Here is a 24,212-nt window from a genome sequence, read left to right as displayed (position 1 = left end):
ATCCGTTTTTTTAGTTTCGGCGGGCAAATTCTAAGCATTTAAGCCAGGTAAAGCTATCTCTTATGCCAGATACCGCTTTAAGCGGAAGTAACGGCGGCCCAGTCGCCAGCGCAAACGCGGACTTTTTGCACTTTTCCAGATGAGTTTCCAGATGCCCGTTTCGAAGAACTCTTTAATAATCATGGATTTCTTCTTCTCATCCTTCATATTGTCGAAGGTGTGAATAATCCCTAGTCCCTCTTTGGCGATTTGCCAGTGGCAGGCCGGGATACCTTTCACTTTATCCGGGTAGCGCTGATTGATGGCATCAAGCATCTGCAGGATTTTCATGTAATGGCGCGCCGAGCGAATGAGCGTGTCGTCATTGTCCGGCATATGGGACACCGATGCGGAGTGAATGTAGTAGTCATAATAACGTTCACTGGTGTACTGCACCCGCTCTGCCGCGAGCAGCACTTCAGTCGTCCACGGGATATCCTGATGGCGCAGGCCGGGTTCGAAATGGAAACTGTGTTTACGGATAAAGTCGTGGCGATAGATATTCAACCAGGTGACGTGGAGGAACTTACGAGAATCCAGCGCCATCTTTAACCACGCCGCGCCAGTCATCACGCCTGTCGAGGCCAGTTTGTCCTCAGGGAAAATCGGGCGCGAGGGTTTTTTATTATTTTCCCAGACGTAGTTCCCGTTACAGGTGGCGACGTCCAGATCCTGCGTAACGGCCATATCCAGCAGATGCTGATACATGCCAGGTTTGAAGACATCATCAATATCCGGGAAGGAAAGATATTGACCCGTCGCGATGGCCAGACCGCTATTCCGCGCGATGGAGACACCCTGGTTTTGCTGCTCAATGACCTGCAGCTGCGGCAGCTTTTCTCGCCAGTTGTCGACGATCTCCATCGAGCGGTCAGTGGAGCCGTCATTAACGATGATGACTTCCATACTGTCGATGCGTTGATTGACAAGGCAGGTAAAGAACTGATCCAGGAACGCTTCACCGTTATAAACGGCAACCACCACGCTTAATAATGGCGCTGAATTTTGCATAAGAAACCTGATTATTATGGATTGTCGACCAAAGCAATATATTGCTGGCAGATAGCATTGATGCCGAACGATGCGATCGTTGCGCGATCAACGACTGGCGGAGAGGCATAGATATCTGCCAGCGTTTTTGCCAGTGACTCATCATTTAATGCTGTCAGCCCGCGCGCTAAGTCGCCTGTGAGAATTTCAGCGGGTCCACCCGGACAGTTTGTACTGACGGGCGGTGTCTGACAGATAATGGATTCGACCAATACATTACCAAAACCTTCACAGTCAGAGCTTAACACTAAGAGGCGTGCGCCTTTGATCCATGGATAGGGATTGGGCTGGAATGGACGGAAAACAATTTTGTTTTCAATGCCCAGCTCGGTAGCCAGCTGTTTTAGTTTTTGAATTTTAGCATCGGCGCCATTTCCCATCATGACCAGTGTTGTCTCTATCTGGCTCAGCGCAAAGGCGCGTAAGAGACGATCATGACGTTTGTGCTCGTGGAAGCGGCCGACGTGAATGAGGTAATCCTGTCCCTGCATCTCATAGGGTTCGTCCGCCAGACGCTGGATTTCTGGAATATCGAAAGGATTATGGATAACTGCCTGGCGACGAAGATCGATTGCCAGCGTTTCCGAGAGGTCTTTCAACACGGCGGCTGAGACGGCCACAACATTGCGATTTTCGTAGGTATGACGAATCTTATAATGTTTAAACCAGCGCGAAAGACCGCTGCGATGGCGCAGATAGGAGAACGAGAACATGCCATGTACGCAGAACCAGACTTTATCGCGTTCCAGTGCGCGGCAGTGCGCCACGATGCGGTCAGTTTTATGCAGGTGGGAGAACACCACATCAAATTTTCCACTGCGTTCAGCCTGCTTAATCGCATTATCCAGCAGTCGGGCGCGGCGCGGGATCTCCGTCAGCTTCCGCCACGGCTTTTTGCACGTATCCTGAATAACCTGAAAATCGATGCCTTCCGGGATGGCGTAGTCGCACACTTTCCGCAGGGAGAACAGGGAGACCTGATGTCCCATTTCGATCAATCCGCTGGAAAGTGTAAGAACTGTTTTTTCAGCTCCTCCACCGGGTAAACCATCAATAATCATTAGGATGCGCATTTTTAATCCAGTAATTTTTGATAAAGCGAAATAAGCTGACTTGATAGTTTTTCGGGGGTGGCCTCTTTTACACGTTCACGTGCCGCTAGCCCCATATTGTTATTCTTTTCCAGAGAAGGAATGGCGGCTACTGCCTCCTTCAATGTGTTGATATCAAGTGCGTCACAGTAAAATCCGTTGTTGCCTTGCTCAATAAATTCGGCTCCGCCGCAACTCTCTGAAGTAATGACAGGTAAACCGCAGGCCATCGCTTCAAGAATAACGTTAGGAAAGGGATCATACAGCGTTGGCAGCAGTAAACCATCGGATAGCTGGTAAAATGGCAACGTCTCTTTTTGCATCCCCAGGAAACGGATTTGCCCTTCACAGCCGAGTGAACGGGCGAGTTCACGATAACGATTTTCCGCTTTATCCTGCCCAACCACAATCAGCCACGCCGCTGTTCCCGCGATAGCGCGTATGGCGCTGGCTAACCCCTTTCGTTCAAATCCTGAGCCTACAAAGCAAAACACAACGGCGTGGGTTGGTAGACCAAACTGCTGACGCAGCGTGGCACGCTGTGCTTCCTCGGCCGGAACGAAGCGGCTGGAATCAATTGAATTATAAATCACATGTATCTTTTTTGCGTCAATATCAAAGTCTTCGACGATTTCGCGTTTGATCATCTCAGCATTACAGATAACGGCTTTTAACTCAGGAGCCTGGTACATTTCACGTTCGGCATTCATCACGTAACGGTGGTAGCGATCGTGCATGAGCATTTGTGCGCGCCAGGCGGGCAGGATCCGCGCACGCTGCAGCAACCAGCGGCGATGAACGCCATCGCCTGCGCGGTAAATGTCGCAGCCCGGGATACGCTCGTGGCTTTGTACAATATCAAATTGCTGCTGCTGCCACAGTGTGCGGGCGGCATGCGCAAAACCGCGTTCGCGGCTGATGCGTCCCCACTTGCGCGGGTCACAAATGTGGATATGCCAGTCGTCCTGCTTTTCTCCCTGCCATTCGCGGGTGATAACGTTGAGCTCAAGATTTTGATTGCTTAACGCCGTCAGCGCGCGGGAGACGAAACGTTCCGCTCCGCCATCAGGGCGATATTTTTGGCGAACAATCGCCAGGCGATGGTGTTTCATTACAGGTATCTCTTTGCAGCGGAGACGACAGCATCCACGGGAATGGCGTCGAGATAGCGTTCTTTGGTGCTGGTATCAATGGCGTCCGGATTGGGGAGCGGGCCGTAGTCACCGGCCCAGATAACCTCCCCGTTGACCTGCCACGGAGACCAGAACGTCAGCTTTGAGGGGCCAAACAGCGCCACACAGGGTGTCTGAAGCGCCGCGGCCATATGCATCGGCACGGAATCCACGCCGATAAACAGACGCGCATGATCGATAAGGGATGCCAGTTGACGCAGCGTCAATTGACCTGCCAGCGAGACGACACCCGTTTTCGGTGAGGTAGCGAGAATGCGATCGATCATTGCCATCTCTTTTTTATCCGGGCCAGCCGTGAGAACGATGGTGTGGCCTTCCTGCTGCAGGGCGGTGATGGTTTGCGCCATCTTTCCTTCATCCCAGCATTTGAAGAACCAGCGCGACGTGGGTTGAATCACGATGTATCGCTCACCTACACCTTTTTGCGTTAAGAGGTGGTGTGCGTGTTGCCAGTCATCCGGGCGATAAGCCATGGTGACGGCGGGTTTTGGGTCAACCGGCAGCGCTGACAGGACGGAAAGGTTTTGCTCAACGGTGTGCAGGGACGGGTGATTCGCGACAGAGACCAAATTGGTATGACAAAACCGCCAGAATGCACTCTTGCGCTTATTAAAGGCAAACCCGAGGCGAACCGGGGCACCGGTGAAGCGCGTGACGATGGCGCTGCGCCACTGATCGGCAAGGTTAATCACCAGGTGATAATGCTGTCTTCTTAATGTGCTAAGCAGCTGCCACTCTTTCTGGAGATGCTTCAGCGTGCCCAACTGCTTCCATTTGCGATCGATACCATAAATTGTGCCGATCGCCGGGTGCGCGGCGAGCATATCGCGTGTCTCTTCATAAAGAAGCACGTCGATTTGCGCCTCAGGCCATTTTTGGCGTAACGAATCGATGACGGGAGTGGTGAGTAACATGTCACCATGATGGCGAAGTTTGATCAGTAAAATGCGCAAATCAGGCGTGTCAGGTAAGTTATTCATCATCATCTTATCGGCGTTGTACTGTTGGCAATTCTAATAGACCTGGTAGCGACTTGCACTCTTTCTCCACAATGTCAGGAATTTCCCTGGAAGGGTTTACTCCTGCTTTGAGGCGTGCGTAACATAGCGCTAACTACTTTGTCTCATGGACTCATTATGAAAAAACCAGCGTTTATCATCACGATCGATACCGAAGGCGATAATCTCTGGCAAAACCATCGGGTGATCAAAACGGAAAACGCACGCTACCTGGCGCGCTTTCAGGCGCTTTGCGAACGTTTTGGTTTTAAGCCCGTCTGGCTGACAAACTATGAGATGGCAATCGAGCCCGTTTTCATTGAATTCGCAAGGGACGTTATTGCTCGCGGTCAGGGGGAAGTGGGTATGCACCTGCATGCCTGGAATAGCCCGCCGGAGCACGATCTCACGGGTGATGACTGGCGCTGGCAGCCGTATCTGATTGAGTTTTCAGACGAGATGATGCGCGAAAAAGTGCTCTTCATGACCCGCCTGCTGGAAGAGACCTTCCAGACCAAAATGCTGAGCCATCGTGCCGGGCGCTGGGCCTTTGACAGCCGCTATGCCAAATTGCTTATTGAACTGGGCTATCAGGTTGATTGTTCCGTTACGCCGCGCGTGAACTGGCGCAACGCGAAAGGTGCCCCGCAGGGGAGTGGCGGAACGAATTATCAGCATTTCCCTGACCATGCCTACTTCATGGACACGGATGATATTTCCCGGGCGGGTAATAGCCCGCTACTCGAAGTCCCGATGAGTATTCAGTATAAACACCCGGCCTGGTTGAATGCCGTCAAGCAGGGCTACGATCGTATTCGCGGTAAATATCGCTCACCGTCCGTGAACTGGCTACGACCGTCTGGTGGGAACTCCGCGCAGATGATTCAGGTCGCGCAACAGTGCTTATCGCAGGGGAATGATTACGTGGAGTTTATGCTTCATTCATCTGAGTTTATGCCTGGCGGGAGCCCCACGTTTAAGGATGAAGCGGCGATTGAGGGCTTGTATCGCGATCTGGAAGCGCTGTTTACGTGGTTGTCAGATAAAACCGTAGGGATGACGCTGGCGGAGTTTTATCAGTACAAAAAAAATTAATGCCCGCGCAGCGGGCATTGTCATCAGCGTTGTCTGGTTTGCGAAAAGGGTGTACTCAAGGCAAACAGGGTAACAAAGAAGATCAAGGCTTCTGAGCTCAACAATATAACGTCGGTCAGGCCATACAGTAAAAGCAGGAGCATGGTCGTTAGCAACAGGCCATTGTTATTTTTAAGCGCGTAAGCGATCATCGACGCAAAGAAAAAGAATAATATCACCAGCCCAGGGATACCCTGCAGCGAATATTTCTCAATAAATTCGTTGTGTAAATGTACCTTAATAAAATCCAATGCCCCGACAAGATATGGATGACCATTTTTTATATAATTCTGCGTCCATATTTGACGATCTTCAACTGACTGCCCTAATGGATGTGCCAGGCCATTCTGTATACCCACACTCCACATTGAAAAACGTGCACCGAGTGAAGTACGGTCGATTCCTTGCTGATATTTCTCAACTTCGGTCTGAGTTTGGGCAATCTTAGGAGCAATTAAAGGCTTGTAGCATACGATGACAATGCCAGCCACAATGCATAAAAAGATCAGCGTCGATTTAAGATGAATTCGTCTGAAGTGGTAAAGCGTAAGCACGATGGCCAAAAGTAAATACAGGCCCATTGCGGCACGTGTCCCAGTCAGAAGAATGACGAAGTAAGAAAGTAAGATAGTAAGGCCCGCAGCAACATACAGTTTTACGTTTTTCTGAAGGTAGAGACTGTATACGAAAGCCAGAGACAATACTGAGTAGACATAGGCTGATACCGTCGCACGGTTGATAGCCATCTCAACACGAGTCATACCCTGCGTTGCTTGCCATAAGCCATAACCAGTAGCGAGAGCAAACCCTGCGCCTGTGGCATAGAGGAAATACTTCTGGAAGGAGGTCTTATCAACGTAGAACTTGAACCGGTCAAGATAAAAAACCAAGAAACTTGCGAGTATCAGCTTCTTACTTGAACCGAGATAATCGCTGTAAGCGTTCAAACCTTCACTATGGTATTCATAAACCATGTACCAGGTAAAATTAAGTAACCCAATCAACAAAATGGGCAGTGCTATTGAAAAGGGGCGCAGTGTGATTTTTTTATATTCGAGCGCTAATCCGATAATGCTGGCATATATCGCGATATAGAAAAACTCTCGCTGCTTACCTGAACTGATCAAGGTCAATGCAAGCGAGATAAGGCTCAGAATTAGCGTCAGTTGATAAAGACGCAATTTTACTTTTTCCATAATGCCTCAATAACCCTTTTTTTATAGCTAAAACGAACATCGCTGGATAAGAAAAATGATAGCGAATAAAGCGCATTTACCCGTGATTTAACGAATTTGAGCTGTTGATCGGTAAGGTGTTGCCGATGGTTACTGTAGATATCAAACCAGTGACAATTAATCAGATTTTTAAACGCTTGCGGAAACGTTTTTTCCATCTTTAATGTACATTCAACAAGTGTAGTGATTTTACTGGCGTCGAGACGACTCGACAAACTTTCGCTACGTTTGATGTAATAGTAATGGCCCTGGCGTTGATAGCAGATTTTTTCTGCCTGCATGAGCATGGCAGGAAATACCGCAAAGTCTTCGTAACAGACCATCGAGGGAATAGGGTTGCTCTCGTACAACTTCCGATGAAAAAATTGACCGATGAGATGTGCCTGAAACTCTTTATGCTGCAAGAAACGCTTTATCGCCTCATTCTGTGAAAAAGAGACGGGCGTAAAGCCCTGCCAGAATGCGGTGATTTTTCTGATATCACGAGTTTCCAGCAAGCGCGTCAGTAGCATATCTGGACGCTGTGCTTTCAAAAAAGCCACTGCGTCCCTGAGGCTGCAAGGCTTCAGTCGATCATCACTATCCAGCATCGTGATGTAATCGCCTGATGCCAGAGACACTGCACTGTTCCGAACATGACCGACGTTACGGTACTCAACGTACCGGGATTGCGCGTGTGGGAACGCAGGCAACCATTTTTCGATAATATCCTGTGTGGCATCATCGGAACTGTCATTAAAGATAATGACTTCAACAGCATCTCCCGCATTATCCATCGCGGCGTGCAGGCTTTCTAACGTAGCATGAAGCGTATCTTCGGCGTTATGTGCGGCAATAATGACGCTAAGAAAAGCCATAGAAATTAGTTTCCTTGCGCATCAATATTACAGACGATGGGATCAACGTTAGGTAACTCGCAGATAAAATGTTTAAGCTCGCGTAGCGCGTCTTCTGTTACCGCGAATAATGCTTCGCGTTCTTGTGAAAAATAATAACGTGTTTCAAACACATAAGAACAAATGTTGTCGTCATTACCAATCAACAACACATTGCCAAGCGGACGCTGTTCATGGTGGCAGCATGGTCCAAACAGCAACACCACCGGCACACCTACCGCGTCGGCAATATAAACGTTCCCCGAATCCGATGCGATATAACAATCCATCTTTGAAATCGCCCAGGGAAGCTCTTCAAGGGAAATTTGCCCGATGAGGTTGGTGAAATTGGGCATTTCACCATAAGCACGGGTGATATCATCCATCCACGGCTGCTCATTGGGCGCACCAAATACATAAAACTCGCAGGGCAGGTCAGCGAGATGCTCAACAATTCGCTTCCAGATAATGGGCGGAACGGTTTTCGCTTTATTCCCGGCGGCGATACTGATGCCGATACGGATAACGCCAGGTTTATCGAGCACCGCTGGCCATGTCTCTGGTTTGAAGAGTGGCTTTGTAGCGTGCTTTGGGGAGTCTTGCCACGTCAGCGAGCGGTCCGCCAGCTTCAGATAGTTTGTGACCGATAACGTTTGTTTACCATGCTCAACGGTACCGTCAGCCGTGGTATAGAAAATGCCGTGATACCATCTGCGCGTATAAGTGCTTAAAAATTGTTTGTTTTTTGCATTACAGACGGAGGCGAAAAAGAGGTTCACGCTGTTGGGTTGCAGGAGATACACGTTGTCATAGCGATTCATAATCCTGCAGGCAAAGCAGAGCTTGCGCCACAGATTGCGCTTATGCTGCTCGATAAAATAAATCTGCTCGATAGTGTCATCATGCTTCGCCAGCGCACCCACGCTGCGACTGATAAGCACATCGCTTTTTTGCAGGTACGCCAGGAGGGGCGTAGCATTAACAAAGTCACCGATTTTGGCTGTTTGAATGACAAGGTTTTTACCTGTGTCCTTGCGAAACAGCTTCCGGATGAGCTTCACCGGAAAGAGTAAAATCAGCAGAAATACATAACTCATGGGTTAAATATCCCTGTTGGAAAGCCAGTGGCTGCCCTGTAAAAATGGAAAAAGCGCATCTGCGCTAATATCCTTTGTTTGCTGAGTCGGGCTGACCATCTGATGCTGGTTTTTACCGTAACCCCCAATCAAACCCGGATCGGTCGGGCCAAAAATCGTCAGATTTGGACGATCCAGCGCAGCGGTTAAATGGCTTAATCCCGTATCAACGGAAACGACAGCATTCGCTCCCGCTAACTGCGCAGCAACCTGTGCCAGCGTGAGTTTAGGCAAAACCTCAACATGCGAAAATCCTGCGGCCAGACGCTCCGCACGCTGTCGTTCATGTTCAGCGCCCCACGGGAGTTTAATATGGATACCGTAAGGTTGCATTAGTTCAATCAGCCTTCGCCAGTGCGTTTCCGGCCAGTGCTTATCGTCGCGCGTTGTGGCATGCAGGAAGACAAGATAAGGCTGAGTGTAGGGGTCTGTATTGCGCAAAAAATGCTGCGCAATGGCGTAATCGCCCTGAGTGTCGGGTTTCGCATAGCCGAGGCTTTTCGCGAACAGCTCCCGGGTGCGTTCGACGGCGTGCTGCTGTTTTGCAATGTGGTGGCGACGGTTATAGAACAGGCTTGCCAGCGGTTCGCGGGCGGTGTGCCAGTCCATACCGTGCTTTACGCCGTGCGCCAGACGCGTCACCAGCGCGGCGCTTTTGACCAGTCCCTGCGCGTCGATGATGGCATCGTAACGCTGAGCCTGCACCGCATCGCGAAAGGCTTTGCGCTCGGCTTTAATGGGGGCGGAGAACCACGCTTTGCGCCAGCGGCGAATCGCCACCGGGATCACGCGATCAACCGCTTCATGCCAGGTGGGGATCTGCGCGAAGCCTTCTTCCACCACCCAGTCGAAACGAATGCCGGGAATGGCCCGCGTGGCGTCCGTCAGCGACGGCAGCGTATGCAGAACATCACCCATTGAAGACGTTTTAACGATCAATACCCGCATTCGTTATCCTTCTTCGCTCAACAGCAGGGCGTTGAGTTCCTCAAGGACGCGCTCTGGCGTAATGTCGATCAGGCTCTGATGATAACCCTCAGCAGCATCACCTTTACGCACCTTGTGGTAGCCGGTGATGAGACGAATGACGCGCGCTTTATGCGACAGCGGCGGCGTGAAGTCTGGGCTGCTTGGGCCATATAGCGCCACCAGCGGGCGGTCCAGCGCGGCGGCCACGTGCATCAGGCCAGAGTCGTTGCTGACCACGGCCTTACAGGCGGCGATCAAAATAACCGCCTGCTCAAGCTGCGTTTCGCCGGCCAGATTGCGGCACCAGGCCTGCTGCTCGTTGCTCAGCGTGGCGAGAATTTCGTTACCCGCCTCGTGATCTTTCGCCGAGCCAAACAGCACAATCTGGTAGCCTTCGTCGATCAGCTGTTTCGCCAGTTCGGCGTAGTGATAGTGCGGCCAGCGTTTCGCCGGACCGAACTCTGCACCGGGGCAGAAGCCAATCATCGGGCGTTCGGATGAAAGTCCAAACGCATTGCAGGTGTGGGATTTTTCCCCGTCGTTAACCTGAAGCTGTGGCCAGAGCAGCGGCTGCGGCAGGTCTTTCGCGCTGCGCATCACCCCTTTGTCGTAGGCCAGCGCCACGTAGCGCTCCACCATCAGCGGCCAGGCCTCTTTATCCAGCACCCGCGCGTCGTTCAGCAGGCCATAGCGCATTTCACCGCGCCAGCCGGTACGGTGCGGAATGCCCGCAAAGAAAGGCACGAGGGCGGACTTAAAGGAGTTTGGCAGCACGAACGCGCGGTCATAGCGCTTCTCTCGAAGGCTGTGGCCGAGCTTGCGGCGTTCACCGATTTCCAGCGCCCCGTGGCCGAGTGGCATCGGGATCGCCTCGTTCACTTCCGGCATACGCGACAACAGCGGACGGCACCATGCGGGTGCCATCACGTCGATTATCGCCTGGGGATAACGCGCCTTGAGCGTGCGATAGAGACTTTGCGACATCATCATGTCGCCCACCCATGACGGGCCGATCACCAGAATCTTCATACTTATGCGTCGCGGTTCAGCCAGGCCATATATTCCGTTACGCCTTCGGCAACGGTCTTGAACGGCTTGTCGTAGCCTGCGGCGCGCAGGTTGGTCAGATCCGCCTGCGTGAACGCCTGATAACGGCCTTTCAGCTTATCCGGGAACGGAATGTACTCAATGCTGCCTTTCTTGTGGTACGCCAGCGTCGCGTCTGCCACCGCCTGGAAGGATTCCGCGCGGCCGGTGCCCAGGTTGAAGATACCGGACACGCCGTTTTCCCAGAACCACAGGTTTACGGCTGCAACGTCGCCTACGTAGACGAAGTCACGCTTGAAGCCGTCGCTGCCTTCAAACAGTTTTGGACTTTCGCCGTTATTCAACTGGGTGTTCAGGTGGAACGCCACGCTTGCCATGCTGCCTTTGTGGCCTTCGCGCGGCCCGTAAACGTTGAAGTAGCGGAAGCCGACGATCTGCGAGTTCGCTTCTGGCAGAACCTGACGCACGTATTCGTCGAACAGGAACTTAGAGTAACCGTAGACGTTCAGCGGCTGCTCGTACTCGCGCGATTCGATGAAGTCAGAGGTGCGGCCGCCGTAGGTTGCCGCGGAAGAGGCATACAGGAACGGAATTTCACGCTCCAGGCAGTAGTGCAGGATCTCTTTGGAGTACTGATAGTTGTTGTCCATCATGTACTTGCCGTCCCACTCGGTGGTGGAGGAGCACGCACCTTCGTGGAAGATGGCTTCGATCTCGCCGAACTCTTCACCCGCCATAATCTGGATAAGGAAGTCTTCTTTATCCATGTAGTCAGCGATGTTCAGATCCACCAGGTTTACAAACTTAGTGCCGTCTTTCAGGTTGTCCACCACCAGGATGTCGGTGATGCCTTTGTCATTGAGGGCCTTAACAATATTGCTGCCGATAAAGCCCGCGCCGCCGGTAACGATGATCATAACTGTAACCTTTGAAGTGTGGAGCCCGGGGACAATCCCGGACGCTAATATTCATATCATATCATTAGTATGGCGACCCTTCAGCCATTCACCGATATGCAGCAGGGTTACACGTGATTTATGCTGCAAAAACGAGAAGAGATACTGCGTCATCTCGTCATGAACTATAGGTTTGGGTAATATGTGCCGAAATTTGCCGAGTCTGGAGAATTGCAATGCGTGGTGATTTTTACAAACAGTTAAACAGCGACCTCGACACCGCACGTGCGGAAGGGTTGTTCAAGGAAGAGCGTATTATCACGTCTGCTCAGCAGGCGGACATCACCGTTGCCGACGGCAGCCATGTGATCAACTTTTGTGCGAACAACTACCTGGGTCTTGCGAATCACCCTGAGCTGATTGCCGCTGCAAAAAACGGCATGGACACCCACGGTTTCGGCATGGCCTCCGTACGCTTTATCTGCGGTACGCAGGACAGCCATAAGCAGCTTGAGCAAAAGCTGGCGAGCTTCCTCGGAATGGAAGACGCGATTCTGTACTCCTCCTGCTTCGACGCTAACGGCGGTCTGTTTGAGACCCTGCTTGGCGCAGAAGATGCGATTATCTCCGACGCCCTGAACCACGCCTCCATCATCGACGGCGTACGCCTGTGTAAAGCGAAGCGTTTCCGGTACGCCAACAACGACATGGTTGAGCTGGAAGCACGCCTGAAAGAGGCTCGTGAAGCGGGGGCTCGCCACGTACTGATCGCCACCGACGGCGTGTTCTCCATGGACGGCGTGATCGCTAACCTGAAGGGCGTGTGCGACCTGGCGGATAAATACGACGCGCTGGTGATGGTCGATGACTCTCACGCGGTCGGCTTTGTCGGCGAAAACGGCCGCGGCTCGCACGAATACTGCGACGTGATGGGCCGCGTGGACATCATCACCGGTACGTTGGGCAAAGCGCTCGGCGGCGCATCTGGCGGCTACACCGCCGCGCGCAAAGAGGTGGTGGAGTGGCTGCGCCAGCGCTCTCGCCCGTATCTGTTCTCCAACTCCCTGGCACCGGCGATTGTTTCTGCCTCCATCAAAGTGCTGGAGATGGTGGAGTCCGGCGCTGAGCTGCGCGACCGCCTGTGGTCCAACGCCCGTCTGTTCCGTGAAAAAATGAGCGCCGCAGGCTTCACCCTGGCCGGTGCTGACCACGCGATCATTCCGGTCATGCTGGGCGATGCGGTCGTTGCGCAGAAGTTTGCCCGCGAGCTGCAGAAAGAAGGGATTTACGTCACCGGGTTCTTCTTCCCGGTGGTGCCAAAAGGTCAGGCGCGTATCCGCACCCAGATGTCTGCGGCGCATTCGCCTGAACAAATTGAGCGTGCGGTGGAAGCCTTTACCCGCATCGGCAAACAGCTGGGCGTAATTGCCTGAGGACGTGTGATGAAAGCGTTATCCAAACTGAAAGCGGAAGAAGGGATTTGGATGACCGACGTGCCGGAGCCGGAAGTCGGTCATAACGATCTGCTGATCAAAATTCGTAAAACAGCCATCTGCGGCACTGACGTTCACATCTACAACTGGGACCAGTGGTCGCAGAAAACCATTCCGGTACCGATGGTTGTCGGTCACGAATACGTCGGCGAAGTGGTCGGTATCGGCCAGGAAGTGAAAGGCTTCAAAATTGGCGATCGCGTTTCTGGCGAAGGCCACATTACCTGCGGCCACTGCCGTAACTGCCGCGGCGGACGTACGCACCTGTGCCGCAACACCGTCGGCGTGGGCGTCAACCGTCCGGGCTGCTTCGCGGAATATCTGGTGATCCCGGCGTTTAACGCGTTCAAAATCCCGGACAATATCTCTGACGATCTTGCCTCCATCTTCGACCCGTTCGGCAACGCGGTACACACGGCGCTCTCCTTCGACCTGGTGGGTGAAGACGTGCTGGTCTCCGGCGCGGGTCCCATCGGCATTATGGCGGCAGCCGTAGCGAAGCACGTGGGGGCCCGCAACGTGGTGATCACCGACGTGAACGAATACCGTCTGTCGCTGGCGCGTAAGATGGGCGTTACCCGCGCGGTGGATGTCTCGAAAGAGAGCCTGACCGACGTGATGGAAGAGTTGGGCATGACCGAAGGCTTTGATGTGGGTCTGGAGATGTCCGGCGCGCCACCGGCGTTCCGCACCATGCTCGACACCATGAACCACGGTGGCCGTATCGCGATGCTGGGTATTCCGCCGTCAGATATGTCCATCGACTGGAACAAAGTCATCTTCAAGGGGCTGTTCATCAAGGGTATCTATGGCCGCGAGATGTTCGAGACCTGGTACAAGATGGCGGCGCTGATACAGTCCGGTCTGGATCTGTCCCCGATTATTACTCACCGTTTCTCCATCGATGAGTTCCAGCAGGGCTTCGACGCGATGCGTTCCGGCCAGTCAGGGAAAGTGCTCCTGAGCTGGGATAAGTAATCCAAAAGGGGCCTGCGGCCCCTTTTTTCACTGATTTTTTTTCTCTTCGTCCGTCAGGTAACGCACCTTGCGGGTGTAGTCCTGACCTTTGAACAGCAGCGCGTTATCCGGCGATTCAAGATACTTCTGCCATTCGGAGAGAGGGAAACCGCCGTGCGCGCCAATCACCTCTTTCGGTACAACGGCTTCCTGACCACCGATCTTCTTGGAGACCGGCCAGTTCATCCAGTCACCCAGGTTAACCGTTTTTAAATCCAGCATGTCCAGCAGCGCAGCGAGCGGTAGCTGATCGGTCGGCGGCTGCGTGTCGTCCATCAGCTCCCAGGTATCCTGGAACAGCGTCAGCCACAGCGGGCAGATGCGGCGCCAGGTTTTTTTGGTTGCCGCAAGAAACGCGCCGTTAACGTGATCGACCAGATACGGACGCACCGTCTCCTTGTAATACGCCGGCACTTTCTCCGCTGGCGCGCCGTCCAGCTTGGCAATCATTTTGCCCTGACGGAAGCTGGAGTAGATGTGCATGTCGGCCATGTTGATCTCGGGCATCTTGAGCAGGTTGAGATCGGAGTCGATCATCAATACGCCTTCACCGCGCGCCTGCAGCGGGGCGTTAAGCTTCACCAGACGGCTGAGGTAGATCTGCTTATAGCGGTATCCTTCCTCACGAACCGGAAGATTCAGCGTCACTACGCGGGTTTTCGGCGGCAGTACCCCGAAGGCGGATTCAGGCTGATCGCTGACGATGACGATCTCGCTGACGGCAGTGGCGTAACGTTCTGCAAACGTCGCTGACAATAACGCTTCTTCGACGAAATCTGCGCCCGTACACGGGATCACGATGGAATCCACCGCAACGAGATCGCGCGTGACCGGAAGGGAAGCGTACGGAATGTTATGTCGCCCGGTGATGTGGCGGTAGCGAGCATTCAGGAATTTAAACATGTTCTTCTCGTTTGGTTAGTGCGCGCCAAGAACGGCTTCGACACCGCTGACATAGTTTTCGATAGCGTAGGTATGGCAGACGTTCTGGTATGCAGCCGCAGCCAGTCGAGCCCGCAGGTCTGCATTCGCCCAGATATTATTCAGATGCTGAGCAAGCTGTGAAACATCGCTCCAGGGGAAGAGCAGCCCCGTTGACTCATGATCAATCAATTCAGCCGTACCCGTCACCTGAGAGCCAATAACAGGGATTTTAAGCAGCATCGCTTCCAGCACTACGCGAGGCAGCCCTTCGCTTTTTGAGGCGAGTATAAACGCGTCAAACGTGGCAAGGTAGTCAAATGGCGTATTCTGGAAGCCCGTGAAAATCACGTTGTTCTCAATGCCCAATTCTTTGGCTTGCGCGGTTAATGCGGCACGCTCCGCACCTTCACCCACCAGCACCATCTTCCATTTTGCGTCGGGTTCCCTGCGGCTGAACTGTGCCAGCGCCGCCAGCGTGTGGTGGTTGGCTTTGCGAGGAATTAACGATCCAATGCTGCCAAAGACAAACGTATCGTCATCAATGTTCAGGCGACGACGCATGGCGTGTCGATCCGGTAAAGGCTGGTGGATGTCGATGGCATTGTTGACCGTTGTGCACAGCTCAGGCCGGACGCCATGCTGAAGTAACACGCGCTCTACGCCGTGCGAGACGGCGATGATTTTTGTGGCATGGGCATTCACCAGCTTTACCAGCGGCGGCGTCAGCACCGGTTCAATGCGGCAGTGCTGGATGATCCGCGCACGCAGTTTAGCTCCCGCCAGGTAACCCTCTTCGTTAGAACCTGGCTGGTTGTTCATGTACAGCGTATCGAAACCGCCTTCCCTGAAAATCGTCTCGATTTTGCTGACGTTGGGGCGAATACGCCAGAGCGTATCAATATGGCGCGTGACGGCCTTGCGGCCGCTGCGCGAGAAGAAAAGCAGGCTGCGACCCAGTTCTTTTGCAATCTTCGCCCACGCGGGCTGCTTATGCTGAGGGATGACAATTAACGGGATGCCAATGCCATTCAACACCTGACCGATGGTTTGCCCTTCTGCTCGGCTGTAGTCGGAGTAAAAACAACAGGTGATATCAAACTTCTCGCGATTAATGCGCTTCAGAAGTTCGAGCATGCTGTTGGTGCCTCCTCCCCATTCTTTACCGGTATCGAGGAGCAGGATTTTGTGTCGTTGCGGCATCTTTCTACCTTAGTCACCTGTCGCGGGGAAGGGCTTTTTACCCCAACCTTGCCACTGATGCTGGAAATATTGCACCAGCGTACTCTGGCTCACGCTTTCGCTAATTACTGTGAAGAAGCGGGTTGCATGCACCGGTTCAAGCGGCCGTTTTGGCTTGCAGTTTTTTACGCCGCTGAACGGATTACGCGGCTGCGTTGCTGGCGGCTGTGCGCTGCCAGGACGAGACGTATCCACTTGCGGTTCATTGAGTAGATCGCTCGGCCGCACCAGCGTGATATCAGAAGGTAAGGTCGGCAGCATCTGTTGCAGCACGCGCACCGTTGAAGGATGCGGATGGCCGATGGCAATGGCTGAGCCGTTGCGGCGGGCTAGCTGTACAGCACGATTAAACTGCACCCGAATATCCGCTTCATTTTGCGTGTCATCCAGGAACACCTTGCGCTTGATCACCTTCACGCCGGTTCCCTGAGAGGCTCGCAGGGCCTGGCTGTTGCCGATGGTCATGCTGTCGAGGAAATAGAGGTTGTAGCGCTCCAGCGACTGCATCACTTTCAGCATTCCGTACAGGCTGGACGTCATCGCGCTGCCCATGTGGTTATTCAGGCCGACGGCATACGGCACTTTATTGTAGGCGTCGCGGATGATGCGGTCGATCTCATCGCTGCTCATGTCCGGACGAAGCGTGTCTTTTTCCAGCGGCTGTTTGCTAAGTGGTGCCATTGGCAGGTGGATCAGGACCTGATGACCGCTGTTATGGGCCTTGGTCGCCATTTCCCGCGCGTGAGGCGCATTAGGAAGGACCGCAACGGAGATCGCTGATGGCATCGCCAGCACCTGATTTTCATAGTGCGGACGATAACCGAAGTCATCAATGACAATAGCGAGTTTGCCGGCGTATACCGGTGCAGCCAGCGCCAGTGCGCTGGCGACGGAGAGAATCATTCGACGAAATTGAAGCAAAACTTATCTTCCCAACCACGGCTGTGGATTGACCGCCTGACCCTGGCGACGAATTTCGAAATAGAGTGACGGGCGGCCCTGACCGCCACTGCTGCCCACAAGGGCGATGGGTTGACCTGCGCGCACCTGAGTGCCGACGCTGACCAGCGCGCTCTGGTTGTAGCCGTAAAGGCTCATGTCGCCTTTACCGTGTTCGACCACCACGACCAGCCCGTAACCCTGCAGCCAGTCGGCCAGGATCACGCGGCCATCGGCGATGGCTTTCACTTCGCTACCTTCAGACGCACCGATAACGATCCCTTTCCAACGTAGTTCACCCTGCAGCTGTTCGCCATAGCGATGCAGAATGGAACCGCGAACCGGCCAGTAAGCCTGGCCGCGAGGCGAGCCTAAACCGCCGGTGCGCGACATCAGAGAGCGTTCGCTTTCGCTTGGTTTGTAGGTCGTACCTTTACGGGACGCTTCCTGCTGCTTGTTGCGAACGGCCTGCGCCTCGCGCGCCTCTTTTTCCGCGCGCGCTTTCGCCGCGGCTTCGGCTCGCGCAATGCTGTTACGCAGTTTCGATTCGTTAGCGCGCATTTCGCTCAGCTGGCTCTGGCCTTCCTGAATGGAAGACTCAAGGCCGGACAGGGTTTTCTTACGCTCGTTGCGCGCCTGCTCCAGCTTCGCCTGCTGAGCCTGCTGATCGTAGAGTAACGTCTGCTGCTGGGTCTGCTTCTCTTCCAGCTCGGCTTTCTGGGTGGTGACCTCTTCGCGCGTCTGCTTCAGCTGCGCGATCGTCTCCTGACGCGCCTGGTTCAGGTAGCCAAAGTAGGCCTGCAGACGCTGGCCGCGCTGGCTCTCTTCCCCGCTAAGGATCAGCTGAAGGCCGGTGTGTTCACCCTGACGAAACGCGGCGTCAAGCTGTGCGGCAAGATTGCGCTCCTGGGCATCACGCTGGCGTTCCAGTTTGGCTATCGACGCGTTCATCTCATCGATCTGTTTGTTCAACTGGGCGAGGGTGTTTTGCGTTTCACGGAGTTTGCGTGCGGCGGCGGAGATCGCCTCTTCCTGCTGCTTAAGCTGGGCAAGAAGTGAGGAACGCTGTTGCTGTTGCTGGCGTACCGCACGCTCTTTGGCGGCGATATCGGCCTGAATGGATTTCAGCTGGTCGCGGTCATCCGCGTGGGCGGATGCGGCGCACAGCAATACGCCAGCGCTGAGTGCGCTGGCGTAAAACAGAGGTCTGACTGATAACCTAAGCGGCTTCACGACCCATGTGATTGAAAAAATCGCCTTTCCCCTCATGGGGAGCGATTATTCCACGATGAACAGCGGCTTACCAGTCATCTCTTCAGGGATCGGCATGCCCATCAGCGTCAACATGGTTGGCGCGATGTCGGAAAGCTTGCCGCCTTCCACTGCTTTCAGTGATTTATCACCCACATAAATCAGCGGAACAGGCAGGTTAGTGTGCGCGGTGTGTGCCTGGCCGGTCGCCGGGTCGCGCATTTGCTCTGCGTTACCGTGGTCAGCGGTGATCAGCAGCTGGCCGCCCACAGATTCAACGGCTTTTGCTACCTGCTCGACACAGTTGTCCAGCGCTTCAACTGCTTTAACCGCTGCTTCCATCACGCCGGTGTGGCCCACCATGTCACCATTCGGGTAGTTACAGATGATGGTGTCGTACTTACCGCTTTCGATGGCCGCAACCAGTTTTTCAGTCAGCTCGGCAGAGCTCATCTCTGGCTGCAGATCGTAGGTAGCGACTTTCGGCGAGTTGATCAGAATGCGGTCTTCACCTTTGAACGGCTCTTCAACGCCGCCGTTAAAGAAGAATGTGACGTGCGCGTATTTTTCGGTTTCAGAGATACGCAGCTGCGTTTTGTCGTTCTTCGCCATCCACTCGCCGAAGGTGTTTGCCAGTGATGCTGGTGGATAAGCGCAAGGCGCTTTGATGTCTGCGGCGTATTCAGTCAGCTGGATGAAGTCCAGTTTCACCACTTTCTTGCGGGCGAAACCGTCGAAGTCGCTGTTCACGAATGCGCGGGTGATTTCGCGCGCGCGGTCAGCGCGGAAGTTCATGAAGATCAGCGCGTCGCCATCTTCCATGGCGGCATCAGCCTGGCCTTCGGCGCGAATGACGGATGCTTTCACGAATTCATCGTTTTCATCGCGTGCGTAAGCGGCTTCCAGTGCTTCAACGGCGGTCGCGAACTGGAATTCACCTTTTGCCTGGGTCATCAGATCATAGGCCTGTTCAACGCGATCCCAGCGGTTATCGCGGTCCATCGCGTAGTAACGACCAATGATGGACGCCACGCGGCCTTTGCCCAGCGCGGCGAATTTCTCTTCGAAGGCTTGCAGAGAGCCTTTTGCGCTGCGTGGCGGCGTATCGCGGCCGTCCAGGAAAGCGTGCAGATAGATTTTTTCCGCACCGCGCTCGGCGGCCAGTTCAACCATCGCCATGATGTGATCTTCGTGGCTGTGCACGCCGCCTGCAGAGAGCAGGCCCATAATGTGCACGGCTTTACCTGCGGCAACGGCTTTATCTACCGCACCTGCGAGCGTTGGGTTGGAGAAGAAGGTGCGTTCTTTGATTTCAACGTCCAGACGCGTCAGGTCCTGATACACGATACGACCCGCGCCCAGGTTAACGTGACCGACTTCGGAGTTGCCCATCTGGCGGTCCGGCAGGCCCACTTCCAGGCCAGACGCGTCAATTAGGGTATGAGGGCGTTTCGCCCACAGTGCATCCATCACCGGCGTTTTGGCGTTGAAAATAGCGTTATCCTGGCTGTCTTCACGGTAGCCATAGCCATCCAGAATCACCGGTACCATAGGTTTTTTAGAAACCGACATTGCGACAACCTCATGCTCAAGAGACGAAAAATTTGCGTAATTTTACTACAGCTGAATCGATCAAATAGCCGCAGAAGATCAAAGAATGCGTAGGGGCAAGGCACTTCCCCGGATATTTTGAGGCTTTTTTTTCGTGGCATGCCGCAGAAAATCGATTAGCTTATTGTCGCTGGCTGTATTTGCCACAACGCACAGGTATACTCCTGTCCTGGTTTTTTTAATCACTTAGTCGGGAGTTGTTACCCCCCATGCAAGAAATTATGCAATTCGTTAGCCGCCACCCGGTTCTGAGCATCGCGTGGATTGGCCTGCTGGTCGCTGTGCTGTTCACCACCTTTAAGGGACTGACGTCTAAAATTAAGGTGATCACCCGCGGTGAAGCGACACGTCTGATCAACAAAGAAGACGCCGTCGTCGTCGATTTGCGTCAGCGCGACGATTTCCGCAAAGGTCACATTGCAGGCTCTATTAACCTGCTGCCTGCTGAAATCAAAGCGAACAACATTGGTGAGCTGGAAAAACATAAAGCCCAGCCGATCATCGTTGTTGACGGCACCGGCATGCAGGCGCAGGAATCTGCCAACGCACTGCATAAAGCAGGCTTCGAAAACGTAACGGTACTGAAAGAAGGTATTTCCGGCTGGAGCGGGGAAAATCTTCCTTTAGTTCGCGGTAAATAAGGAGTTCAGTGATGGCCAATATTGAGATCTACACCAAAGCAACTTGCCCGTTCTGCCACCGTGCGAAAGCACTGCTGAACAGCAAAGGCGTAACGTTCCAGGAACTGCCAATCGATGGTGACGCGATTAAACGCGAAGAGATGATCCAACGCAGTGGTCGCACGACGGTTCCGCAGATTTTCATTGATGCGCAGCACATTGGTGGCTGTGATGACTTGTATGCGCTCGACGCCCGTGGTGGACTCGATCCGCTGCTGAGCTAAGAGACTTTAGGACAATTAAAAAGGGTTTTTCCATGTCAGAACAAAACAACACTGAAATGACTTTCCAGATCCAGCGCATCTACACCAAAGATGTCTCTTTCGAAGCGCCAAATGCGCCACACGTTTTCCAGAAAGATTGGCAGCCAGAGGTTAAACTTGATCTTGATACCGCATCCACCCAACTGGCGGATGATGTGTATGAAGTTGTACTGCGTGTGACCGTAACCGCATCTCTGGGCGAAGAAACGGCGTTCCTGTGTGAAGTACAGCAGGGCGGCATCTTCTCCATTGGCGGTATCGAAGGCAACCAGATGGCACATTGCCTGGGTGCATACTGCCCGAACATCCTGTTCCCGTATGCTCGCGAATGCATCACCAGCCTGGTCTCTCGCGGTACATTCCCGCAACTGAACCTTGCGCCAGTTAACTTTGATGCGCTGTTCATGAACTATCTGCAGCAGCAGGCTGGCGAAGGTGCCGAACAACATCAGGATGCCTGATGAGCACTGTTAATGCGTCAATGATTGTGATCGGTGCCGGCTCTTACGGCACCGCTCTTGCCATCACGCTGGCAAGAAATGGTCACGACGTGGTCCTGTGGGGCCACGATCCCAAACATATCGCGACGTTGCAGCGCGACCGCTGCAACGTGGCGTTTCTCCCGGACGTTCCGTTCCCTGACTCCCTTCACCTGGAAAGCGACCTCGCGACCGCGCTGGCGGCCAGCCGCAACATTCTGATTGTGGTGCCGAGCCATGTGTTTGGCGAAGTACTGCGTCAGATCAAGCCGCTGATGCGCCCGGATGCACGCATTGTCTGGGCGACAAAAGGGCTGGAAGCGGAAACCGGACGCCTGCTGCAGGACGTAGCCCGCGAAGCGCTGGGCGATGATATCCCGCTTGCGGTGATTTCCGGACCGACGTTTGCCAAAGAGCTTGCTGCTGGCCTGCCGACAGCGATTTCACTGGCATCCACTGACCAGGCTTTCTCTGACGATCTCCAGCAGCTGCTGCACTGCGGCAAGAGCTTCCGCGTCTACAGTAACCCCGATTTCATCGGTGTACAGCTGGGCGGCGCGGTGAAGAACGTGATTGCCATCGGTGCCGGGATGTCCGACGGTATCGGTTTTGGTGCGAACGCACGTACTGCGCTGATCACCCGAGGTCTGACCGAGATGTCGCGCCTGGGCGCAGCGCTGGGTGCCGATCCCGCCACCTTTATGGGCATGGCGGGTCTGGGGGACCTGGTGTTGACCTGTACCGATAACCAGTCTCGTAACCGTCGCTTCGGCATGATGCTCGGTCAGGGCAGCGATGTAAAAAGTGCGCAGGAGAAGATTGGTCAGGTGGTTGAAGGCTACCGCAATACAAAGGAAGTCCGCGAGTTGGCGCACCGTTTCGGTGTCGAAATGCCAATAACCGAGGAAATTTATCAGGTATTGTATTGCGGAAAAAATGCGCGCGAGGCAGCATTGACCTTATTAGGTCGTGCGCGCAAGGACGAGCGCAGCAGTAACTAGTCGGAACCGTTGTCACCTGAATGACCCAGCCAGCGCAGAACTGGCTGGTCATTAACTATCGTCTGGAGTAAGCAATGCCGTGTGAAGAACTGGATATCGTCTGGAACAATATTAAAGCCGAAGCCCGGGCTTTGGCCGACTGCGAGCCTATGCTGGCCAGTTTCTACCACGCGACGCTACTCAAGCACGAAGACCTCGGCAGCGCCCTGAGCTATATGCTCGCCAATAAACTGGCTTCCTCCATCATGCCTGCTATCGCTATTCGTGAAGTGGTGGAAGAGGCCTATGCCGCTGACCCGGAGATGATCGCCTCTGCCGCCTGTGATATCCAGGCCGTGCGCACGCGTGACCCGGCGGTCGATAAATACTCCACGCCGCTGCTGTATCTGAAGGGCTTCCACGCGCTTCAGGCTTATCGCATCGGACACTGGTTATGGAATGAAGGCCGCCGCGCGCTGGCTATCTTCCTGCAAAATCAGGTTTCTGTGACCTTCCAGGTGGACATTCACCCTGCGGCGAAAATTGGTCGTGGCATCATGCTCGACCACGCCACTGGCATTGTTGTCGGCGAAACGGCGGTGATTGAAGATGATGTCTCTATCCTGCAGTCGGTTACCCTGGGCGGTACCGGTAAAACCAGCGGCGATCGCCATCCGAAGATCCGTGAAGGGGTGATGATTGGCGCGGGAGCGAAGATCCTCGGTAATATCGAAGTGGGACGTGGGGCCAAAATAGGGGCGGGCTCAGTTGTGCTGCAGCCTGTACCGCCGCACACCACCGCTGCTGGCGTACCGGCGCGCATTGTCGGTAAACCGGATAGCGATAAACCGTCGATGGATATGGATCAGCACTTCAACGGTATTCATCATACGTTCGAGTATGGCGACGGCATTTAGCCTGTCGGCAGCCATTGACAAAAAAGCCCGGTGCATTGACTCACCGGGCTTTTTGTTAGTTGCGGTATAACACTTTGATAATGTGGTATCCGAACTGCGTGTGCAGGGGACCGGTTGGCTCCAGTACCGGGCAAGAGAAGACCACTTTATCGAATGCCGGAACCATCTGGCCCTGGCGGAATTCACCCAGGTCACCGCCACGTTTACCTGACGGACAGATAGAGTGCTTCTTCGCAAGCTTGCCGAAGTCGGCGCCGTTTTTAATCTGTTCCAGGAGATCCTGTGCCAGTTTCTCTTCTTTAACAAGGATATGCAGTGCTGCTGCTGTTTTTACCATGATCGTGCCTTGAATGGGTTGAGATAAATCGGGGCGCAATATACCACGCGTTAGCGGCGATAGAGCACCTTAATGATATGGTAGCCGAATTTGGTTTTCACCGGACCGTAGGGCTTCAGCAGCGGGCAGCTAAATACCGCCTCATCGAATGGACCCACCATCCCACCCTGCTGAAATTCCCCAAGATCGCCGCCATTTCGCCCGGAGGGGCACTTAGAATAGCGCTTTGCCAGATGATCAAAGCTGATGCCACGCTCCAGTTTTGCCAGGATCTCCTGGGCCAGTTTCTCTTCTTTTACCAGGATGTGCAGGGCTGCTGCGGACTTTTTCATGGTTCTGCTCTACGGGTTAATGGCCTTTTCGCCACTTTATCATTAGCCGGTAAATCTGCGCCCGGCTTTCTGCTACAATCCCCACCC

At 53.9% G+C, this 24,212-nt stretch carries 25 protein-coding genes; 8 read left to right on the top strand and 17 right to left on the bottom strand.

Going from position 1 to position 24,212, the window contains the following annotated elements; all coding sequences use genetic code 11:
* Nucleotides 1–60 precede the first annotated feature (60 nt).
* Genes ENTMO_RS0101165 through rfaQ form a run of 4 tightly spaced genes read right to left on the bottom strand, consistent with a single transcriptional unit; the run spans nucleotide 61 to nucleotide 4,359 of the window.
* Nucleotides 61–1,050, bottom strand: a complete 990-nt coding sequence (locus ENTMO_RS0101165) for a glycosyltransferase (RefSeq protein WP_010426408.1) — start codon at nucleotides 1,048–1,050, stop codon at nucleotides 61–63.
* Between the two features lie 14 nt (nucleotides 1,051–1,064).
* Nucleotides 1,065–2,162: a glycosyltransferase gene (locus ENTMO_RS0101160; RefSeq protein ID WP_029484913.1), complete on the bottom strand. Its 1,098-nt coding sequence runs from the start codon at nucleotides 2,160–2,162 to the stop codon at nucleotides 1,065–1,067.
* A 2-nt stretch (nucleotides 2,163–2,164) separates the two neighbouring features.
* Nucleotides 2,165–3,292 (bottom strand): glycosyltransferase family 4 protein, encoded by a 1,128-nt coding sequence (locus tag ENTMO_RS0101155; RefSeq protein WP_010426403.1) that lies wholly within the window; start codon nucleotides 3,290–3,292, stop codon nucleotides 2,165–2,167.
* Nucleotides 3,292–4,359, bottom strand: a complete 1,068-nt coding sequence (rfaQ, locus tag ENTMO_RS0101150; RefSeq protein ID WP_010426401.1) for a putative lipopolysaccharide heptosyltransferase III — start codon at nucleotides 4,357–4,359, stop codon at nucleotides 3,292–3,294. The genes ENTMO_RS0101155 and rfaQ overlap by 1 nt, the downstream gene beginning before the upstream one ends.
* Nucleotides 4,360–4,509: 150 nt before the next feature.
* On the opposite strand from rfaQ, the gene ENTMO_RS0101145 reads away from it, so the two are divergent.
* Entirely contained in the window at nucleotides 4,510–5,466 is a 957-nt protein-coding gene (locus tag ENTMO_RS0101145) for a polysaccharide deacetylase family protein (RefSeq protein ID WP_010426399.1), read from the top strand.
* 23 nt (nucleotides 5,467–5,489) lie between these two features.
* Here ENTMO_RS0101145 and ENTMO_RS0101140 read toward each other — a convergent pair whose 3' ends face one another.
* From ENTMO_RS0101140 to rfaD, 6 genes are read right to left on the bottom strand one after another with little or no spacing between them, the layout of a single operon-like run.
* Nucleotides 5,490–6,701: an O-antigen ligase family protein gene (locus ENTMO_RS0101140; protein WP_010426398.1), complete on the bottom strand. Its 1,212-nt coding sequence runs from the start codon at nucleotides 6,699–6,701 to the stop codon at nucleotides 5,490–5,492.
* Nucleotides 6,689–7,597 (bottom strand): glycosyltransferase family 2 protein, encoded by a 909-nt coding sequence (locus ENTMO_RS0101135; RefSeq protein ID WP_010426396.1) that lies wholly within the window; start codon nucleotides 7,595–7,597, stop codon nucleotides 6,689–6,691. The genes ENTMO_RS0101140 and ENTMO_RS0101135 overlap by 13 nt, the downstream gene beginning before the upstream one ends.
* A gap of 5 nt (nucleotides 7,598–7,602) precedes the next feature.
* Nucleotides 7,603–8,712: a glycosyltransferase family 9 protein gene (locus tag ENTMO_RS0101130; RefSeq protein WP_010426393.1), complete on the bottom strand. Its 1,110-nt coding sequence runs from the start codon at nucleotides 8,710–8,712 to the stop codon at nucleotides 7,603–7,605.
* A 3-nt stretch (nucleotides 8,713–8,715) separates the two neighbouring features.
* Nucleotides 8,716–9,699 carry a lipopolysaccharide heptosyltransferase RfaC gene (gene rfaC, locus ENTMO_RS0101125; RefSeq protein WP_010426391.1) on the bottom strand — a complete coding sequence of 328 codons (984 nt, stop codon included), beginning with the start codon at nucleotides 9,697–9,699 and terminating at the stop codon, nucleotides 8,716–8,718.
* Between the two features lie 3 nt (nucleotides 9,700–9,702).
* Complete coding sequence (gene rfaF / locus ENTMO_RS0101120; protein WP_010426390.1) at nucleotides 9,703–10,749, bottom strand: ADP-heptose--LPS heptosyltransferase RfaF; 1,047 nt, start codon at nucleotides 10,747–10,749, stop codon at nucleotides 9,703–9,705.
* A gap of 2 nt (nucleotides 10,750–10,751) precedes the next feature.
* Complete coding sequence (rfaD, locus tag ENTMO_RS0101115) at nucleotides 10,752–11,684, bottom strand: ADP-glyceromanno-heptose 6-epimerase (protein WP_008502707.1); 933 nt, start codon at nucleotides 11,682–11,684, stop codon at nucleotides 10,752–10,754.
* A gap of 215 nt (nucleotides 11,685–11,899) precedes the next feature.
* Here rfaD and kbl point away from each other — a divergent pair, with 215 nt between their 5' ends.
* Together kbl and tdh are read left to right on the top strand one after the other, a co-directional pair.
* Nucleotides 11,900–13,096, top strand: coding sequence for a glycine C-acetyltransferase (gene kbl, locus ENTMO_RS0101110; protein WP_010426385.1), 1,197 nt, complete (start codon nucleotides 11,900–11,902; stop codon nucleotides 13,094–13,096).
* Nucleotides 13,097–13,105: 9 nt separating this feature from the next.
* Nucleotides 13,106–14,134, top strand: a complete 1,029-nt coding sequence (gene tdh / locus ENTMO_RS0101105; protein WP_010426384.1) for an L-threonine 3-dehydrogenase — start codon at nucleotides 13,106–13,108, stop codon at nucleotides 14,132–14,134.
* A 27-nt stretch (nucleotides 14,135–14,161) separates the two neighbouring features.
* Here tdh and ENTMO_RS0101100 read toward each other — a convergent pair whose 3' ends face one another.
* The 5 genes from ENTMO_RS0101100 to gpmM are packed head-to-tail and all read right to left on the bottom strand — an operon-like array spanning nucleotide 14,162 to nucleotide 20,098.
* Nucleotides 14,162–15,076 carry a hypothetical protein gene (locus ENTMO_RS0101100; RefSeq protein WP_010426382.1) on the bottom strand — a complete coding sequence of 305 codons (915 nt, stop codon included), beginning with the start codon at nucleotides 15,074–15,076 and terminating at the stop codon, nucleotides 14,162–14,164.
* A 15-nt stretch (nucleotides 15,077–15,091) separates the two neighbouring features.
* The gene (locus tag ENTMO_RS0101095) at nucleotides 15,092–16,297 is read right to left on the bottom strand and encodes a glycosyltransferase (protein ID WP_010426380.1); all 1,206 of its coding nucleotides are present in this window, start codon (nucleotides 16,295–16,297) and stop codon (nucleotides 15,092–15,094) included.
* A 9-nt stretch (nucleotides 16,298–16,306) separates the two neighbouring features.
* On the bottom strand, nucleotides 16,307–17,257 hold the full coding sequence (locus tag ENTMO_RS0101090) for a divergent polysaccharide deacetylase family protein (RefSeq protein ID WP_029484912.1): 951 nt from the start codon (nucleotides 17,255–17,257) through the stop codon (nucleotides 16,307–16,309).
* A 3-nt stretch (nucleotides 17,258–17,260) separates the two neighbouring features.
* On the bottom strand, nucleotides 17,261–18,520 hold the full coding sequence (gene envC / locus ENTMO_RS0101085) for a murein hydrolase activator EnvC (protein WP_029484911.1): 1,260 nt from the start codon (nucleotides 18,518–18,520) through the stop codon (nucleotides 17,261–17,263).
* 33 nt (nucleotides 18,521–18,553) lie between these two features.
* Entirely contained in the window at nucleotides 18,554–20,098 is a 1,545-nt protein-coding gene (gene gpmM / locus ENTMO_RS0101080) for a 2,3-bisphosphoglycerate-independent phosphoglycerate mutase (protein ID WP_010426374.1), read from the bottom strand.
* A 248-nt stretch (nucleotides 20,099–20,346) separates the two neighbouring features.
* On the opposite strand from gpmM, the gene ENTMO_RS0101075 reads away from it, so the two are divergent.
* The 5 genes from ENTMO_RS0101075 (at nucleotide 20,347) to cysE (ending at nucleotide 23,456) form a co-directional block, all read left to right on the top strand.
* Nucleotides 20,347–20,778 carry a rhodanese-like domain-containing protein gene (locus ENTMO_RS0101075; protein ID WP_010426372.1) on the top strand — a complete coding sequence of 144 codons (432 nt, stop codon included), beginning with the start codon at nucleotides 20,347–20,349 and terminating at the stop codon, nucleotides 20,776–20,778.
* Nucleotides 20,779–20,789: 11 nt separating this feature from the next.
* Nucleotides 20,790–21,041: a glutaredoxin 3 gene (gene grxC, locus ENTMO_RS0101070; RefSeq protein ID WP_010426371.1), complete on the top strand. Its 252-nt coding sequence runs from the start codon at nucleotides 20,790–20,792 to the stop codon at nucleotides 21,039–21,041.
* A gap of 32 nt (nucleotides 21,042–21,073) precedes the next feature.
* Complete coding sequence (gene secB, locus ENTMO_RS0101065) at nucleotides 21,074–21,541, top strand: protein-export chaperone SecB (protein ID WP_003860835.1); 468 nt, start codon at nucleotides 21,074–21,076, stop codon at nucleotides 21,539–21,541.
* Nucleotides 21,541–22,560, top strand: coding sequence for an NAD(P)H-dependent glycerol-3-phosphate dehydrogenase (gpsA, locus tag ENTMO_RS0101060; protein ID WP_010426366.1), 1,020 nt, complete (start codon nucleotides 21,541–21,543; stop codon nucleotides 22,558–22,560). Before secB ends, gpsA begins: the two co-directional genes overlap by 1 nt.
* Before the next feature lie 74 nt (nucleotides 22,561–22,634).
* Nucleotides 22,635–23,456 carry a serine O-acetyltransferase gene (gene cysE / locus ENTMO_RS0101055; protein ID WP_010426365.1) on the top strand — a complete coding sequence of 274 codons (822 nt, stop codon included), beginning with the start codon at nucleotides 22,635–22,637 and terminating at the stop codon, nucleotides 23,454–23,456.
* A 55-nt stretch (nucleotides 23,457–23,511) separates the two neighbouring features.
* On the opposite strand, the gene ppiC (ENTMO_RS0101050) is transcribed toward cysE, so the two are convergent.
* Nucleotides 23,512–23,793, bottom strand: a complete 282-nt coding sequence (ppiC, locus tag ENTMO_RS0101050) for a peptidylprolyl isomerase PpiC (protein ID WP_010426364.1) — start codon at nucleotides 23,791–23,793, stop codon at nucleotides 23,512–23,514.
* A 50-nt stretch (nucleotides 23,794–23,843) separates the two neighbouring features.
* Nucleotides 23,844–24,125 carry a peptidylprolyl isomerase PpiC gene (gene ppiC, locus ENTMO_RS0101045; protein WP_010426363.1) on the bottom strand — a complete coding sequence of 94 codons (282 nt, stop codon included), beginning with the start codon at nucleotides 24,123–24,125 and terminating at the stop codon, nucleotides 23,844–23,846.
* Nucleotides 24,126–24,212 lie beyond the last annotated feature (87 nt).

Source organism: Enterobacter mori LMG 25706 (genome assembly GCF_000211415.1).
In the GTDB taxonomy this organism is placed as follows: Bacteria; Pseudomonadota; Gammaproteobacteria; order Enterobacterales; family Enterobacteriaceae; genus Enterobacter; species Enterobacter mori.
This window is presented reverse-complemented; position numbering and strand designations above follow the sequence as displayed.

Bases quoted from the DNA above. Each gene is read 5' to 3' on its own strand.
- ENTMO_RS0101165 (WP_010426408.1), bottom strand. From the start codon at position 1,050: ATGCAAAATTCAGCGCCATTATTAAGCGTGGTGGTTGCCGTTTATAAC.
- ENTMO_RS0101160 (WP_029484913.1), bottom strand. From the start codon at position 2,162: ATGCGCATCCTAATGATTATTGATGGTTTACCCGGTGGAGGAGCTGAA.
- ENTMO_RS0101155 (WP_010426403.1), bottom strand. From the start codon at position 3,292: ATGAAACACCATCGCCTGGCGATTGTTCGCCAAAAATATCGCCCTGAT.
- rfaQ (WP_010426401.1), bottom strand. From the start codon at position 4,359: ATGATGATGAATAACTTACCTGACACGCCTGATTTGCGCATTTTACTG.
- ENTMO_RS0101145 (WP_010426399.1), top strand. From the start codon at position 4,510: ATGAAAAAACCAGCGTTTATCATCACGATCGATACCGAAGGCGATAAT.
- ENTMO_RS0101140 (WP_010426398.1), bottom strand. From the start codon at position 6,701: ATGGAAAAAGTAAAATTGCGTCTTTATCAACTGACGCTAATTCTGAGC.
- ENTMO_RS0101135 (WP_010426396.1), bottom strand. From the start codon at position 7,597: ATGGCTTTTCTTAGCGTCATTATTGCCGCACATAACGCCGAAGATACG.
- ENTMO_RS0101130 (WP_010426393.1), bottom strand. From the start codon at position 8,712: ATGAGTTATGTATTTCTGCTGATTTTACTCTTTCCGGTGAAGCTCATC.
- rfaC (WP_010426391.1), bottom strand. From the start codon at position 9,699: ATGCGGGTATTGATCGTTAAAACGTCTTCAATGGGTGATGTTCTGCAT.
- rfaF (WP_010426390.1), bottom strand. From the start codon at position 10,749: ATGAAGATTCTGGTGATCGGCCCGTCATGGGTGGGCGACATGATGATG.
- rfaD (WP_008502707.1), bottom strand. From the start codon at position 11,684: ATGATCATCGTTACCGGCGGCGCGGGCTTTATCGGCAGCAATATTGTT.
- kbl (WP_010426385.1), top strand. From the start codon at position 11,900: ATGCGTGGTGATTTTTACAAACAGTTAAACAGCGACCTCGACACCGCA.
- tdh (WP_010426384.1), top strand. From the start codon at position 13,106: ATGAAAGCGTTATCCAAACTGAAAGCGGAAGAAGGGATTTGGATGACC.
- ENTMO_RS0101100 (WP_010426382.1), bottom strand. From the start codon at position 15,076: ATGTTTAAATTCCTGAATGCTCGCTACCGCCACATCACCGGGCGACAT.
- ENTMO_RS0101095 (WP_010426380.1), bottom strand. From the start codon at position 16,297: ATGCCGCAACGACACAAAATCCTGCTCCTCGATACCGGTAAAGAATGG.
- gpmM (WP_010426374.1), bottom strand. From the start codon at position 20,098: ATGTCGGTTTCTAAAAAACCTATGGTACCGGTGATTCTGGATGGCTAT.
- ENTMO_RS0101075 (WP_010426372.1), top strand. From the start codon at position 20,347: ATGCAAGAAATTATGCAATTCGTTAGCCGCCACCCGGTTCTGAGCATC.
- grxC (WP_010426371.1), top strand. From the start codon at position 20,790: ATGGCCAATATTGAGATCTACACCAAAGCAACTTGCCCGTTCTGCCAC.
- secB (WP_003860835.1), top strand. From the start codon at position 21,074: ATGTCAGAACAAAACAACACTGAAATGACTTTCCAGATCCAGCGCATC.
- gpsA (WP_010426366.1), top strand. From the start codon at position 21,541: ATGAGCACTGTTAATGCGTCAATGATTGTGATCGGTGCCGGCTCTTAC.
- cysE (WP_010426365.1), top strand. From the start codon at position 22,635: ATGCCGTGTGAAGAACTGGATATCGTCTGGAACAATATTAAAGCCGAA.
- ppiC (WP_010426364.1), bottom strand. From the start codon at position 23,793: ATGGTAAAAACAGCAGCAGCACTGCATATCCTTGTTAAAGAAGAGAAA.
- ppiC (WP_010426363.1), bottom strand. From the start codon at position 24,125: ATGAAAAAGTCCGCAGCAGCCCTGCACATCCTGGTAAAAGAAGAGAAA.